The sequence below is a fragment of the Iningainema tapete BLCC-T55 genome, from assembly GCF_014698965.1.
In the GTDB taxonomy this organism is placed as follows: Bacteria; Cyanobacteriota; Cyanobacteriia; order Cyanobacteriales; family Nostocaceae; genus Iningainema; species Iningainema tapete.
The window spans coordinates 222947-237301 of record NZ_JACXAE010000009.1; the positions used below are offsets into that span (position 1 = coordinate 222947).

At 42.7% G+C, this 14355-nt stretch carries 13 protein-coding genes and 3 pseudogenes; 8 read left to right on the forward strand and 8 right to left on the reverse strand.

Annotation, left to right across the window (positions count from 1 at the left end; genetic code table 11):
• Positions 1–37: 37 nt before the first annotated feature.
• A pseudogene (locus tag ICL16_RS45185) lies at positions 38–345 on the reverse strand (IS1 family transposase); the annotation flags it as partial.
• A gap of 147 nt (positions 346–492) precedes the next feature.
• Between ICL16_RS45185 and ICL16_RS01900 the strand changes: the two are divergent.
• The 5 genes and pseudogenes from ICL16_RS01900 (at position 493) to ICL16_RS01915 (ending at position 2365) form a co-directional block, all read left to right on the forward strand.
• Positions 493–690, forward strand: a complete 198-nt coding sequence (locus ICL16_RS01900) for a hypothetical protein (RefSeq protein ID WP_190825185.1) — start codon at positions 493–495, stop codon at positions 688–690.
• Positions 687–857 carry a PIN domain-containing protein gene (locus ICL16_RS45190; RefSeq protein WP_238360545.1) on the forward strand — a complete coding sequence of 57 codons (171 nt, stop codon included), beginning with the start codon at positions 687–689 and terminating at the stop codon, positions 855–857. Before ICL16_RS01900 ends, ICL16_RS45190 begins: the two co-directional genes overlap by 4 nt.
• Before the next feature lie 46 nt (positions 858–903).
• Positions 904–1071: pseudogene (locus tag ICL16_RS45195) on the forward strand (PIN domain-containing protein); the annotation flags it as partial.
• A 306-nt stretch (positions 1072–1377) separates the two neighbouring features.
• Entirely contained in the window at positions 1378–2025 is a 648-nt protein-coding gene (locus ICL16_RS01910) for a hypothetical protein (protein ID WP_190825186.1), read from the forward strand.
• Between the two features lie 202 nt (positions 2026–2227).
• The gene (locus ICL16_RS01915; protein ID WP_190825187.1) at positions 2228–2365 is read left to right on the forward strand and encodes a hypothetical protein; all 138 of its coding nucleotides are present in this window, start codon (positions 2228–2230) and stop codon (positions 2363–2365) included.
• A gap of 85 nt (positions 2366–2450) precedes the next feature.
• Here the strand turns inward: ICL16_RS01915 and ICL16_RS01920 are convergent, their stop codons facing one another.
• From ICL16_RS01920 to ICL16_RS01930, 3 genes are all read right to left on the reverse strand, one after another.
• Positions 2451–6680: a DEAD/DEAH box helicase gene (locus ICL16_RS01920; RefSeq protein ID WP_190825188.1), complete on the reverse strand. Its 4230-nt coding sequence runs from the start codon at positions 6678–6680 to the stop codon at positions 2451–2453.
• Between the two features lie 98 nt (positions 6681–6778).
• Positions 6779–7597, reverse strand: a complete 819-nt coding sequence (locus ICL16_RS01925) for a hypothetical protein (protein ID WP_190825189.1) — start codon at positions 7595–7597, stop codon at positions 6779–6781.
• Between the two features lie 243 nt (positions 7598–7840).
• The gene (locus tag ICL16_RS01930) at positions 7841–8725 is read right to left on the reverse strand and encodes a helix-turn-helix transcriptional regulator (protein ID WP_190825190.1); all 885 of its coding nucleotides are present in this window, start codon (positions 8723–8725) and stop codon (positions 7841–7843) included.
• Between the two features lie 50 nt (positions 8726–8775).
• Between ICL16_RS01930 and ICL16_RS45200 the strand changes: the two genes are divergently transcribed.
• From ICL16_RS45200 to ICL16_RS01940, 3 genes and pseudogenes are all read left to right on the forward strand, one after another.
• The gene (locus ICL16_RS45200) at positions 8776–8913 is read left to right on the forward strand and encodes a BrnT family toxin (protein WP_238360546.1); all 138 of its coding nucleotides are present in this window, start codon (positions 8776–8778) and stop codon (positions 8911–8913) included.
• Positions 8914–8928: 15 nt separating this feature from the next.
• Positions 8929–9090 (forward strand): annotated as a pseudogene (locus ICL16_RS45205) (BrnT family toxin); the annotation flags it as partial.
• On the forward strand, positions 9056–9304 hold the full coding sequence (locus ICL16_RS01940) for a CopG family antitoxin (RefSeq protein WP_190825191.1): 249 nt from the start codon (positions 9056–9058) through the stop codon (positions 9302–9304). The pseudogene ICL16_RS45205 and the gene ICL16_RS01940, both read left to right, overlap by 35 nt.
• A gap of 81 nt (positions 9305–9385) precedes the next feature.
• On the opposite strand, the gene ICL16_RS01945 is transcribed toward ICL16_RS01940, so the two are convergent.
• From ICL16_RS01945 to ICL16_RS01960, 4 genes are all read right to left on the reverse strand, one after another.
• On the reverse strand, positions 9386–10963 hold the full coding sequence (locus tag ICL16_RS01945; RefSeq protein WP_190825192.1) for a GMC oxidoreductase: 1578 nt from the start codon (positions 10961–10963) through the stop codon (positions 9386–9388).
• Positions 10964–11005: 42 nt separating this feature from the next.
• Entirely contained in the window at positions 11006–11593 is a 588-nt protein-coding gene (locus ICL16_RS01950) for a cytochrome c oxidase subunit 3 (RefSeq protein WP_190825193.1), read from the reverse strand.
• Between the two features lie 137 nt (positions 11594–11730).
• A complete protein-coding gene (ctaD, locus tag ICL16_RS01955; RefSeq protein WP_190825194.1) occupies positions 11731–13392 on the reverse strand; it encodes a cytochrome c oxidase subunit I in 1662 nt (553 codons plus the stop codon).
• Positions 13392–14315 (reverse strand): cytochrome c oxidase subunit II, encoded by a 924-nt coding sequence (locus ICL16_RS01960; protein ID WP_190825195.1) that lies wholly within the window; start codon positions 14313–14315, stop codon positions 13392–13394. The genes ctaD and ICL16_RS01960 overlap by 1 nt, the downstream gene beginning before the upstream one ends.
• Positions 14316–14355: the final 40 nt, after the last annotated feature.

A 14355-nucleotide genomic window follows, 5' to 3' on the forward strand; every position in this document is an offset into this window, starting at 1 on the left:
TATTTTTGTCAATTATCTACTGGAAACAAAGCGTTCTATTAGTGTTACCACTTTCTTTACCTACGGATTTATGACGTTTTTTGGGGATAACTTTTTCATAGGCTGCCCAAAAATCTGTATAACCTTCAGCACATTGACGCAAAGTCTGCCGGGAAGATTCTCTTAAGGCGCGAGCTTTGCGATCAACTGGTGGGAGAACCTTCGAGAATCCCGACGCTCCATCTTCACTGCGATCACCAATATAAATTCCAACAATTTCTCTAGTTTTTTTATCTAATGCGCGAGCCTAATCCATTGCTTGTTACCTTGATTACCTACAAATGACCAAGCCTGATCACATTCAATTAACCAAACTAAACAAAAATCAGCAGTTACAACTATTGCTGAAAAGAAGTTAAACCTCATAATACAGCACTAACAGTGATGTCTTCTGCTGGCGTTCCCTAAAAGTTGCTTATCCCCATATAATTAGGAATATTAGGAGAAAAAATTGTGCCACTAATCAAAATACCAAGACATTATCTTGTATCTCAGGATGAAGATTCAATTACGATAGATGTACCAGAGTCAATGCTGTTTCATTGGAGAAAGGACTATGAAAAAATTAATAAAGCTAAAGGAATTTTAAAGGATAAGAAAGAAGCAATTCTTACTCATTTGGACACTCTTCGTCAGGAGTGGGACGAATGAGATATCTTTATGATACAAATATTTTTATCTACTATCTTGCCGATGAGCAAACAGTTAATTCATTATTTACGGAAGATTTTCTGAATTTACATTACGTTCTGGTGTCACCGATTGTTCGCATAGAGTTGCTTAGTTTTTCCGGCTTATCAGAAGAGGAAGAGCGGTAAGAGCGAAGATTTACTATCGCAGTTTAACTCAGTTCCATTATCGCGAGAGATTCAAGACCAAGCGATCCAGTTAAAACGACAATATAAAATAAAGCTCCCCGATGCCATTATTGCTGCAACTGCACTCAATCAAGACGCATTTTTAGTGACAAGAAATGTTAGTGATTTTCAAGGAATTGCTGGACTAAAAATTGAAAATCCTTTTGTGAATTAGGGTAAAGCAATAATGGTTATTCCGCTATTTTTATGGTATGAACAGAACATTTCCATAGCTGACAAACGCTTCAAAGACCAATTAGAACAGTTACAATGGAGGAACAAGGAATGATATCTTACCAAGAAAAAAGAAAGCTGTTTTCACTCTTAACTAAGGCACGCATAAATGCTCGGCTTCAGGAGATAAAGGACGAGCTTCACATCCTCAAAGCATCAATTTGTGGGCAGTAGTGCAAAAAGAATCCACTCATAGTGTATTTTACTAGAAGAGAGAAAGTATTTACTACGAAAAATTAGGAAAAATATGCGGTTTTCTTATACTTCGTGGCTATTTGGTGTAGCCCTCGGTGTACTGGGTATTGGTTTAACTAACATCAAAGTAGCAGCACAAATGACTTACACATTCGATGCTACCTATAACGTATCGTCCACCTCCATACCCGTCACATCGAACGTTTCAGCAACAACTATTTCTGGGCAAAGTACTGACGCTCCTTACGGGTTGACTAATGTTAGTGGATTGACCTACACTCAAACTGACCTGACGACTGGCTCGTTTCGCTTCAACACGAATCCCGCAACATTTGGTTTACAAAGCTTACCACAAGGCGAAGTAACGTTATTTGGCAGCGGTAGTAACAGGTTACTTGGTACTAATAACGCTACTGGAGTGATTAACTTTACAAATCTTACAGGCACTGCCGCTAATATTTTTACTATCACTGGTGGTGAAGGTTTATTCCAAGGTGCTACTGGCATACTAACACTTAGAGAAGTTTATCAAATTAGTTTAGACCCAACTATTCCTACCACAGGCATTTCTCAAGTGAGCGGTACTATCTCTGTATTTCCAACTCAGATACCAGAATCAAGAACTACCACTGCACTAATTGGTGTAGGTTCAATCATGACTACTTTTTTATTGCGCAAAAATGTCAAATTTCCCTTTTAAGAATAACTTACAACTACGCGAGTGGTATCAAGGAATTTCTATGGCTAACCGCAACAACATTTTTTGTCACTGTCATAGTTGTGGTTACGAGTGGGTTGATTCTTCAACTGATGCAATCTGTAGTAAGTGTAGTAGCACTTTGGTTGAACACATATCATGCTGGCAGTTTCCTGACGATTGAATAAGTGCAAGAATAAAAAATATGCAAATCGAACAAACAGAAGTAATCATCCCTACTCCCGACGGACAAATGCCCGCCTTCTTGTATACACAAGCTGAAGGCGATACTCCTTCCTCTCCCTCTGCGTCCTCAGCGTCTCTGCGGTTTTTTAATCATTAGACATCTCCACCAAAAGAATTATACGTTACCCAAAAACCTTTGTAGAGACGCGAAATTTCGCGTCTCTACGTAATTTACGGAGATGTCACGAACTCATCAACTCTAGTAACGCCTCTGTAGAAATTTTACCGCTGATATCAGCACCTTCAAGCAAACTATCAGCCAAATCTCGCTTGTGGTGATGCAAATCCACAATCTTATCTTCAATAGTATCTTTTGCTACCAAACGATAGATAGTAACCGGGCGTTGTTGACCGATGCGATGGGCGCGATCCGAGGCTTGGTCTTCTACAGCCGGATTCCACCAAGGGTCCATATGAATAACATAATCGGCAGCGGTAAGATTAATACCAGTACCACCAGCCTTCAGACTGATTAAAAATACATCTCCTGACCCTGCTTGGAAAGCATCCACCCGTTTTTTCCGCTCTGGGGCAGGAGTACTGCCATCTAAATATTGATAATGAATACCTTGCTTATCCAGATAATCCCTGATAATATGTAGATGGTCAACAAACTGACTAAACACCAAAGCTTTATGGTGATTCTCCAATAGCTCACCTAGTACCTCACCAAAGAGTTGTAGCTTGGAACTGGGTAGTTCAGTCTCAGGTACTACCAGACGGGCATTGCAGCAGGCACGGCGCAGTTTCATAATCTCTGCCAGCACTTGCAAATGTTTTTGACCAGCAGTGGCATCACTTTCGGTTAATCTAGAGATTGCCGCACGGCGCAACGCTTCGTAAAAAGCCATTTCCTCCCGACTCAACTCTACATGCAAAAGGATTTCGGTACGGTTGGGCAACTCTTCTAGCACCTGATTTTTTGTGCGCCGCAACAGGAATGGTTGAATGAGTTTTTTCAGTTTGCTACGTACTTGTTTATCTTGAAATTTTTCAATCGGGATCGCAAAGCGTTGATTGAAGCTTTCATAGGAACCTAGTAGCCCAGGATTGATAAAGCGGAACAAATTCCACAATTCACCCAGATGGTTCTCAATTGGCGTTCCGGTGGTAAGCAGTTTGAAACCACCTTGGAGGTTCATCGCAGCCTGAGAACGTTTGGTGGTCATATTTTTGATTGCCTGTGCTTCATCCAGTACAATAGTTTGCCACTGCACTTGCGAGAGCATTTGAGATAATTCTTCCTGCTGCAACAAACCGTAACTGCATACCAGCATATCAAAGGGTTGTAAGCCATCAAGTAATTGTTGGCGATTTGGTATGCGATCGCCTCCACCAAACTGAACTATATTAAGAGTAGGAGCAAACCGCTGCGCCTCACTCACCCAATTCATACACACCGAAGTCGGTGCAACAATTAAAGTTGGTCCTTGATGAGCACGAGTTAATATAACAGCCAAAGCCTGAACAGTCTTACCCAGTCCCATTTGATCCGCCAAGCAAGCTCCAACACCCCAATGTGCCAGTCTAGCCAACCAGTTGAACCCCTCCATCTGGTAATCCCGCAGTTGAGCCTGAAAAGTAGAAGGAACTTCCGGCTGCAAGTTCTGCACCTCCTTCAAACGCTGAATATGTGCCTTCCAATGTTTATCTGCATTCAGATTGCCCACCTCATCGACCAAATCTTCCAACCCTAATGTTGCCAAAGGATGAAAGCGTATACCTTTACCATTTTTTTCCGAAAACGTGCGCAATTCATCCAAACGTTTGCGAAACTTTTGAGTTAAAGCCAAAAATTGACCATCACCAAGAGGAATAAAACGGCTGGGGGTTTGCTCCAGTAGTTCCAAAAGGTGCTGCATATCCAGCACTAAATTGTTATCCAATTTCAACTCACCAGTAGCAGCAAACCAATCCTGCTGACGTTGAATTGTCAAATTAAAATCTTTGAGATCCGCATGGTGGCTGACACGCAGTTTTTCTCCCTCTGGCCATTCTAGCACCACGGTATCCAAAAGTGCTTGCAGTTCCAGCAGTAGTTCCAAACAATCCTCCGGCTGTTCAATTAACCACTCACTATCTTGTTCTTCACTACGAGTCAAAGTAGGGCAGGCTGCGACAACGGCATTGGCAAGTTGCTTTTCTTCATGCAGATTTCGTTTAGTTTGCAGTCGCTTGCCATCTATCTCTGCAATCACAGTTTCACCACCCGCGCCAGGACGGAAGTAGGGACCACCTTGAGCAAAGGGGCGAGACAAAAGAGTTACTTTCAATCCCACACCCGTAGGCAAAAGGTGAATATGAGGTATAGTCTGTGCTGGTACTTCTTCGGCTCCAGAAAGCCCTCCACCAATATCAGAATGCACCGTGACAATTCCAGAGACAGCATTGATAGCTGCCAAAACTTGCTTCTCGGCAGTGGCTGGCGCTTCTAACCGATTTTCCTTGCCAATAATCTCGGCAATGCGTCGGTGTTCGGCACTAATTTCAATTACCTTGAGGCGGGTTGGTGTTTCTTTGACAACTAGGAAATTCTGTGTTTCTAATAGTTTAGGAGAAAATTCCAAAGTCAACCGATTTTTTCGTTTTTTGACTATTAGTTCCGGTTCTCCCTTGACAATTTCCACGCGAGTGTTATTGGAATTTTCCCAGAAGACAAATGGATGCCCAACCAGAGCAGAGATTGCCTTTTCATTTAACATATACTCGGTTTTGCCGTAATAGGAACCATCACGGTAGGTTTCGATATACGCACATACCCGCATATCTTGGGGCGTGATATAATCCAACTCACTAATGCTGTCACTCAAACGCTTGAGAGATATAGGGCGACCTTTACCCCACTCCCCATTGGCGTTAACTTTCTGTTCGCGTGGTTGCAAGGCACATCTACTGGTATAGTAAGTAATAAACCATGCTAAACGCAGTTCTGACTGGGTTTTTGTCGGTGCTTGCGGTTCCTTCTGTAGATTTGCCAGTGCATTTAAGCAAAGCTCCCAAGGTTCTAGAGGTCGAATCAGATCTACTATGGTTTTTATGTCGCTATCTTCGCGCAAGATCTCTGCTTGTGTGTCGTAGGTGCTGCGCGGTTTGAGTCGGGAAAGAAGTTCTGCTGTTTCCATTGCTAGCCAGTGGTAACCAGATGTTACCGCTTGCTGATATAACGGTTCTAACAACTTAGGCAAGCGCTTTTTCGCCCTCTCAAGATCTATCCAGTAGAGGCATAGGGCGCACAATAGTGTGTCTAAGCTGTTATGCTCTGTCCAGGAAGCAATGTGGGCATTGACTAGGATTTCTTTTTGAGTGATATCACCAAGCTGAATTTGTAGTAAAAGTTTTAGTCTGGCATAAGTATAAGTGAGCCAGTGGTCTGATTGGCGTGCAATTAAACTGGCATACTCTTCTGCTTCTCTGAGTCGTTCTGGTGAACCATCTTTTAAAAGTGCCAAGATAAAAAATAAGCCGCCCATCGTATTGAAATATACCTGACGCTTACCTTTGGCTTTCTTGAGAGCCTTGAGTGCATCTGTGTAATATTTGATGGCTTGTTCGTATTCACCACGTACAAAGCTCAGCCAGCCCCAAAACACGGCGGCGTTATCTCGATACTCATCAGATATACGTTCCAAACTCTGTTGTGCTTCTTGTGTACAACCCCTGAGAAGCAGTTGTTCCGTTAAAATCATGAGCAAATAATCTGAGCAATGTCCTCCGGAAGTAGAGCATCCTTCTTCGAGCAGTGCAAATGGCTCTTCAGCAGGAGAACATTTCAGGGATGCTTTTAGGAGGATAATTGATATAACGTTTTCGTACAAACCTTGTGGTAAAGTGCGCACCCAATCTGCATCAAATGGGTTGTTGCACACCATCTCGAATATATCCTCTATGGATATTTTATCTTTGCCTTGACGGTGTTTATTATAGTCTTCTAGCTGTTGATTAATGAAACTGGGGTTTTGGCGGTAGATGCCAATGCGAACTTGCCGAATAAATTGGCGATCGCTCGCAAAATACCTTGGTCCTCCCGCCCAGCGAGTAGATATAGGTAGTTTTTCCTCCACCACTTCCGCCAGCTTTTCAAAGCATCCCGATTTTACAGTATCGCGGGTAGCAATTTCTACTAAGAGTGGATGGCACTGAGGTCCCTGCCCACTTTCCTGCACCAGCAACTCAGCTGCTAACAAAGAGTCAATATAAGGCTTTAATATATTATTAACGAAAGGTTTACCCTTTTGATCTAACACGCCGATTTGATTGAGACAACCCATGAACGCAGTTCTATTAATCGGTTCATAAATCACCGAAAACAATTGTACAATTTTTTGCTCCAAGGGTGGTAGCTTACGGTATGCAAAAGCAAGTTGCGCTTGTAGTTGTGGGATATCAGCCTCAGAATCGATCATGGTAATCATCAGGCATTACATAAATAATTTATCTCAACCGGAACCAGATTGGTTTGATGTATCCCGGAAGATTCTGTGCAATGCCTGTATGGTATCAGAACAAGTCGCTATAAACGAGCAGCAGCTTCGCGCAATCTTTGAGTACAATTAGCTGTGATTGGTTCGCCATGTGCCACAGAAATCACACGCAAAGAAGGAATGTTATCAGCTAAAGCTTCCAACCATTGGCGATAGGCATTTCTATCTGTCATAAAAAATCGTTTTCCCAAAGCTGTAATGCCAAAATAACCACTTGCTCCTACTAAACCAATCAGAAATTTGTTATTAGGTACATACTTGGATAAATACGAATCAGTTAAGTTAAATAAAATATCCGTAAAAATTAACGTTTTTCCTGTGGGTAATTGCAATTCATACACCAATTCTTGCGGACGAATACCAGCAGGTTGATGGCAAATAATACCGTGTTTTGGAAGCAATTCTTCGGCAATTGCATCGACTGAAACAACTTCTTCAACATATGGTTTTGCGGCAGCCGGAGCAACTACCAATAAATCTGGATAGCGCTCTTTATATACTCTTGCATCAAGCCTGTGAATGCGGTTGGGTACTATCATTATTGTCGGTTTACCCAAAGATTCAAGTTGTGTCATACCTGCCTCATTTAAAGCAATGCCGCTATGAATCAACAGTGTAGAATCTAGCAGTCTGTAAAGTACCATTTCTCGTGGTGGGTGTCCCGCTGCAGGCAAAATACCTGTAACGTGCCACAGATTCGGTGCTAGTTCTTCGATAGGGCTATGAGGCAAGACATGCGACAGCCACTGCGAGCTAAAACTATTTACACCACCCCGAACTTTACGAGGCTTAACTAACGAAAATAGTGAATAAAAAATTTCAGATGCTAACGCTTTTTCTTGTTTCATTATAACTCTTTGCTCAAATATTTATTAACTGCAAGATGTACCCCAATACGGTTCAGTTAACCTTATTGTGCAAGGAGATCGCCCCAACCCCCCCTTATTAAGGGGGGGCAAGGGGGGGTGGGCAGGCAACCTCTCTTTTTCACGGGAGATTAAGTAAGCGAACTGTATTGAGATGCACTTTAGAGTATCCTGCACACGCGATCGCAAGTCTTCTAAGTTCTGGCAATTTTTGATAAATTCTGGTTATTTCTGCATAAATTTTTTAGGCGTAATACCCAAAAGGCGCTTAAAATGCAAATTTAGATGACCTTGGTTTGCAAAACCCACCAGATTTGCTATCTCTGCAATAGTCATTTCTTGCTTGAGCAGTAACTCTTTAGCGCGTTCCACTCGGCAACGAATTACGTACTGATGGGGAGTCATCCCTGTGGATTTTTTGAATAGCTTTGAAAAATAATGCGGACTTATCTGCACTAACGCAGAAAGGGAGGCTAAACCAAAATTTTCGTCGAGATGGGTATTTATATAATCAATTACTTGTTGTAATTTGCGCCGTGATAAACCATCTGTATATTCACTTAAAATTGGTTTTCTAGTAGAATAATTTTGCAACAAGTGGACTATCAAAGCATTTGTCATCGTTTCCGCATACAAACGATTTCCAGCAGGATAATTTTCTAAAGTTCTTTTCAGCGCTAGTCCAATGTGCTGAACCAAAGGATCGCGTGTGGCAAAATGTGGTGTAAGCTCAAACAGTTCTGGTGTTCCTGACTCATCCACAGCACAGGCGAAAGTTTGAGGAGAAATGCCCAAGAAAATCAACTCTCCTTCTTCATGCCAACAAGCTCGATGACCGACACGAGCAGGTGTAATAATGATATCACCCTCGCCAACAGATTCATACCGCAATTTCCCATCTAAAGTTCGTTCTGCCGAAATTTGATTTGGGGTTTTAGTCAAAATAATTACCCCATGTCCGTTAGCGTAAATTTCTGGAAATTCACCCGCAGGCTGAAAGTGATATTCCAACAAAACGCCCTCCCATCCCGCCTGACGGCTAGAAAGAATTGGCGGATGGGGTAAAAGCTGCTCTGTGGCTTTTTCTTGAAAGAAATCAACTATGAGCATTTTCTTGAAAAAGTATTGTCATTTGTATATACAAATGCTATTATAAATTTATGATGGAAGAAGTATGCGGCTTTGACTGGGATGAGGGAAATTTAAAAAAGTGCCAAAAACACGGGGTTTCAATCGAAGAAATTGAAGCTTTATTCCTGAGCGAAGTTCGGATTGCTCCAGACCCACAGCATTCTTAGGTTGAAGAGAGGTTTCTTGCGGTAGGTCAGTCAACTAAGGGGAGGTATATTTTTGTAGCATTTACCTTACGTACCAAGCAAGAGGAGACACTAATTCGACCTATCAGCGCTCGTTATATGCATCAGAAAGAGGTACTTAAGTATGAAGAAAATTTTGCCGAAAATGACAACGGATGAAGAAGTAGAAAGCTTGTTAAATGAAGATTTATCAGACTATCTTCATTCAGATAATTTCAAACAAGTCAGTTTTGAATTTAAACCTAAAGATAAGACTGTAAACCTACGTGTTTCAGAAGAGTTATTGACCCGCGTCAAAACTGTTGCTAAAAAAGAAGGTATTCCGTACCAACGGTATATCCGAAGAGCAATAGAAAAATCTTTGGGTGAATAAGGAACCACAGATGCACACAGATTAACACAGATAATTTATCTGTGTGCATCTGTGTTAATCTGTGGTTTAATTTTCCTATCCTCAAACCCCATTCAAACGTTCAATCAAGTGTTCACCAACTCGTAGAGCATTAGCCATAATCGTTAGGGCAGGGCTTACCCCAGCACTAGATGGAAAGAAACTGCCATCTACAACATAGAGATTGTCTACATCATGAGTGCGACAATTAAGATCGAGAACGGAAGTTTGTGGATCTTCACCGAAGCGGCAAGTACCACACTGATTTGCCAGCACTTTAATGGGTGTGTCGCTACGAGAGAAAATGCTTTGACTAAACAGCGAGTTTTTCCCTGTATCTAGCTGTTTGAGTACCTCCGTCCAATGATAAATCAGGCGATCGTGTGCCTCAATGTTATTGTGCGTATAATCTAAATGTAACTTGTTTCCGACTACACGCACCCGATTGTTAGGATCTGGTAAATCTTCCGTCTGCAACCACCAACCGATCGCCCGCCCTGCCAGCTGGCGCAGCCCAGATTCTGGAACCAATCTGGCTAAAACAGCCAATAGAGGCGGTGCTTCGGCAGTAATCATCTCTGGGTGAATACTACCGATGTTCTGAATGTGACCCATTGGGTAAGGGAAATCCGCATCTCCCCAATAAAAATCATGGACGCAAATTGTTTTTGGGAACACAACAGTATTAGTTTTGGCAGCTAGCTGTATAATTGCCGTTATCTGGTATTTCATAAAATTGCGCCCCACTTGGTCAGAACTATTGGCTAGTCCGTTGGGGTGCTTTTCATTTGGCGATCGCAACAACAATGCCGCCGAGTTTACTGCACCACAAGCCAAAACCACAATATCGCCGAAAAATAAATAAGATTGTCCGTTAATTTGTGCTTCTACGGATTTTACTTCTCGACCAGACGGGCTAGTATGTAAACACACAACCTTAGCTTGGGTTTTCAGCGTTACATTGGGATATTTCAGGGCAGGCATAACACCCTTCACTTCAGCATCAGCTTTCGCGTCAACCTTGCAAGGAAATCCATCACATGTTTTGCAACGGAAGCAATCACTTTCATTGCTCTCCTCTTCATTCATATTTATGCCCAAAGGTAGATGAAAAGGATGCAGCCCCTGCTTGGAAATAGCATCGCAGATTTGCTGCATTTGGGGTTCATGGCTTACGGGAGGATGGGGGTATTCTTCAGTGCGAGAAGGTTCTGTCGGATCTTCTCCCTGTTTGCCGTGAACATTATAGAGCTTTTCAGCTTCAGTGTAGTAGGGTTCAAAATCTTGGTATTTGAGATGCCACTCAGTTGAAACGCCTTCTTGATGTTTGACTGCTTCAAAATCCTGTTCCCGCATTCTGAGTAAAGCTGCACCATAAACTTTAGTGTTACCGCCTACCCAGTAATTAATTTGAGGACGAAAAGGTTCACTTGCATTGTCGAACCAATTTTCACGTTGGTGATAGCGCTCTTTGCTAAAAACTTCGTCAGCACTCCAGTTTTCTTTTTCTTTGGGTAAGAAATCGCCTCGTTCTAAAATGAGAATCTTCTTTCCGGTGGGTGCAAGTTTTTGTGCTAAAGTGCCTCCACCTGCACCGGTACCAACGATAATTAGGTCGTAGTGTTGGTCATCAATAATCATATTTCTTTTCCTCTCATTACCTCAATGTTTGAGAACTAATTTTTACTGCCAGATGTAGATGAGCAGAAATAAAATAATCCAAATTACATCAACAAAATGCCAGAATAAGGAGGTTGCGTTTACGCCAAAGTGACTGGAGTTGTAGTTACCCGGAATGAAGGAGCGAACAAAGATGATTATTTGTAATAGGATGCCTGCGAGAACATGTAATCCGTGGAAACCTGTGAGTAGGTAGAACATTCCACCGAATACTCCTGAGGTAAAGCCAAATTCAAGGCTCCGCCATTCAATAGCTTGTCCAAGGAGAAAATAGCTGCCCATTGCGATCGTTGCTAGCAAATACAAGCGAAATTTAGTTAAGTCGTGACGATGGAGAGCGCGTTCTGCTAAATAAATGACGAAGCTACTAGAAACTAGAATGACAGTATTAATCGCAGGTGCTTTAATTTCTAATCCGGAAACACCTGGTGGTAGCCAGTCGCTAGTTGTGGATTTGTAGAGTATATATCCAGCGAAAAAACTCAGGAAAATGATACTTTCGGAAAGTAGGAAGACAACAAAGCCAAACATACTGTTGCCTTCTTCATCATGGGTATGCTGCAATTGATGGGGATTGATTGAACTGTCCATAATTGAGGTTTTGTTGATGATGCGGATTAGTGCCTCTATACTCTCTATCTACTGCTTTCGTTTTTTCTAATAAATATTTATTAATGAACCACAGAGACGCTGAGAACGCAGAGGAAGAGAGTAGAGAGGGAGTAGTTTTAAGTGTGAGGTTGAGATGTTAGGGGTTCATTTTTCCCGTAGCCGTAGGGTTCAGCGATGACGACGGGAATTTCTTCAAAGTTTTCTACTGGAGGTGGTGAGGAAACTAGCCACTCTAATCCAATTGCCCGCCAGGGATTATCGAGTGCTTTCTTGCCATGACTCCAAGAGGCAATCATGTTGAAGATGAAGGGTAGGGTAGACATGCCTAACAAGAATGCACCAATGCTAGCAATAATGTTCCAGAATGTATACTCTGGATCGTAGGAAGAAACTCGACGCAGCATCCCTTGCAATCCTAAAGAGTGCATGGGTAAGAAGTTGATGTTTGTGCCGATGAATGATAATAAGAAGTGTAATTTACCCAAGCCTTCGTTGTACATGCGTCCAGTCATCTTGGGGAACCAATGGTAGATGGCGGCATACAAGCCCATCGTTACGGTACCGTAGAGGACGTAGTGAAAGTGACCGACGACGAAGTAGGTATTGTTGACGTGAATATCGACTGGAACTGAGGAGAGCATGATTCCGGTGATGCCTGCAAATACAAACATTACCAATCCACCTAAGGCAAATAGCATTGGTGTATTGAGTCGTATTCTACCTCCCCAGATAGTTGCTACCCAGGCAAATACTTTAATACCGGTGGGTACGGAAACACACATGGTTGAGAGCATGAAAATCATCCGCATCCAGCCTGGTGTACCACTGACGTACATGTGGTGTACCCAAACTAGAGCGCTGACTGCGGCAATAACCAGCGATGAGATGGCTACTACTTTGTAACCAAACAGGGGTTTACGAGCGTAGACAGGGAATATTTCGGAAAAAATGCCAAATACTGGCAGAATGATCACGTAAACTGCGGGGTGGGAGTAGAACCAGAAGAGGTGTTGGAAGAATATTGGGTTTCCTCCTTTGGCGGGGTCAAAAAAGCTGGTTCCTACTGTTAGATCGAATAACAGCATCACTGCACCGGCTGTCAGGGCTGGTAGTCCAAATAGTTGGATAATTTGGGCGCTCAATACTGCCCAGACAAAGACAGGCATTCTGAAGAATGTCATACCTGGTGCCCGCATCCGCACTATGGTTGTAACAAAGTTGACTGCCCCCATAATTGAGGACACCCCTGATATTGCCACAGCTAAAATCCAGACTGATTGACCATTAATTATGTTACCTGTTGGGTTCTGGAGACTGACTGGTGGATATGACCACCAACCTGCTTGTGCTGGACCTCCTGGGAGAAAGAAGCTTGCCATTAGTAGTGTCCCAAATATTGGTACCATCCAGAAGGCAGCAGCATTCAGGCGTGGGAATGCCATATCTCGCGCTCCAATCATTAATGGTACGAGATAGTTGGCAAGACCAACTAAAGATGGGAATGTCCACAAAAACAGCATTACTGTACCGTGCATGGTGAACATTCCGTTGTAGAAGGCGCGATCGACTAGGTCTGATTCAGGGGTAATCAGTTCCGCCCGAATCACCATTGCCAATATCCCGCCTACGAGAAAGAAAATGAAAGAAGTAACTAGATACTGTATACCTATAACTTTATGGTCTGTGCTAAAGCTGAAGTATTGACGCCAGCCACTCGGTGGTTCGTGGTGAGGTTTATTGCTGGCAACGCTAATGTCTTCAATTTGAATACTTGTCATTAGTTACTTTCCTTTGGATGAGGATAATTGACTAGAGGCGGTATTCTCGGTGCAACTGTTGCCCAGCCTGCATTCAATACCTTTGTCTTATCTGTTGCCCAAGCATACTCGATCGCTGCCTGATTGATTGCGGGAACGGGCTTTTGTTTGGCTGCTTTGGTTAGCCACTGGTTGTAATCTTGAAGAGGCTCAACTACTACGTCTGCCTGCATTAAGGCAAAGTAAGTGCCGCTAAATTGAGAATCGTTGAGCCGATATTTACCAACACGGATGGGAGTGAATTCAAAGTCTATCGTACTTTTAGGAACAATGTCTTGCTTGAGACGGAAAGCAGGAATATAAAAGCCGTGGAGAACGTCTTCTGATTGCAGTGCTAACTGAACTCGTCGATGAGCAGGTAAGTGCAATTCAGTACTGGTGATATTTTTATTTGGATAGCGGAAAACCCAAGCCCACTGTTTTGCCAGTACTTCGATTTTTTCCACTGGTTCTGTTGGATTGTTAGGTACAACATACGCCGCTTCTATTCCCATCGGCATATGCAGGTGTGCAACTTCATTGGGACCTTGAACTCCCATTTGCTCGTAGACTTTGTAGCTATAGCCTGCAATCCAAAATACGAGTAGAATCGGGATTACTGTCCAGACTATTTCTAGCTTAACATTGCCTTCAATCGGGGGACCATCGCGAAAGTCATATTTGCCTACACGATTGAAGAGAACAGAGTAAGTTAGGGTTCCTGTCACTCCCAGGAAAATGAATGTACCTAATACTACTAAGAAGCTGAACAATTGATCTATGAGTTGAGATTCGGCAGCAGCTTGCGGCGGTAACCACGAGTATGCCTGTTGCCCCATCCACAAACTGATGGCGGTTAAGGCGATCGCACTAGCTGTCAATATGAGAATATTCCGGATTTTCATAGCTACAATATCAGAAATTAGGAGTCGTAGAGACGTTCCG

Coding starts and splice junctions, on each gene's coding strand:
- ICL16_RS01920 (WP_190825188.1), bottom strand. CDS start 6,680: ATGATTACCATGATCGATTCTGAGGCTGATATCCCACAACTACAAGCG.
- ICL16_RS45200 (WP_238360546.1), top strand. CDS start 8,776: ATGATGGAAGAAGTATGCGGCTTTGACTGGGATGAGGGAAATTTAAAA.
- ICL16_RS01930 (WP_190825190.1), bottom strand. CDS start 8,725: ATGCTCATAGTTGATTTCTTTCAAGAAAAAGCCACAGAGCAGCTTTTA.
- ICL16_RS01915 (WP_190825187.1), top strand. CDS start 2,228: ATGCAAATCGAACAAACAGAAGTAATCATCCCTACTCCCGACGGACAA.
- ICL16_RS01945 (WP_190825192.1), bottom strand. CDS start 10,963: ATGATTATTGATGACCAACACTACGACCTAATTATCGTTGGTACCGGT.
- ICL16_RS01940 (WP_190825191.1), top strand. CDS start 9,056: ATGAAGAAAATTTTGCCGAAAATGACAACGGATGAAGAAGTAGAAAGC.
- ICL16_RS01960 (WP_190825195.1), bottom strand. CDS start 14,315: ATGAAAATCCGGAATATTCTCATATTGACAGCTAGTGCGATCGCCTTA.
- ICL16_RS01910 (WP_190825186.1), top strand. CDS start 1,378: ATGCGGTTTTCTTATACTTCGTGGCTATTTGGTGTAGCCCTCGGTGTA.
- ctaD (WP_190825194.1), bottom strand. CDS start 13,392: ATGACAAGTATTCAAATTGAAGACATTAGCGTTGCCAGCAATAAACCT.
- ICL16_RS45190 (WP_238360545.1), top strand. CDS start 687: ATGAGATATCTTTATGATACAAATATTTTTATCTACTATCTTGCCGAT.
- ICL16_RS01925 (WP_190825189.1), bottom strand. CDS start 7,597: ATGAAACAAGAAAAAGCGTTAGCATCTGAAATTTTTTATTCACTATTT.
- ICL16_RS01950 (WP_190825193.1), bottom strand. CDS start 11,593: ATGGACAGTTCAATCAATCCCCATCAATTGCAGCATACCCATGATGAA.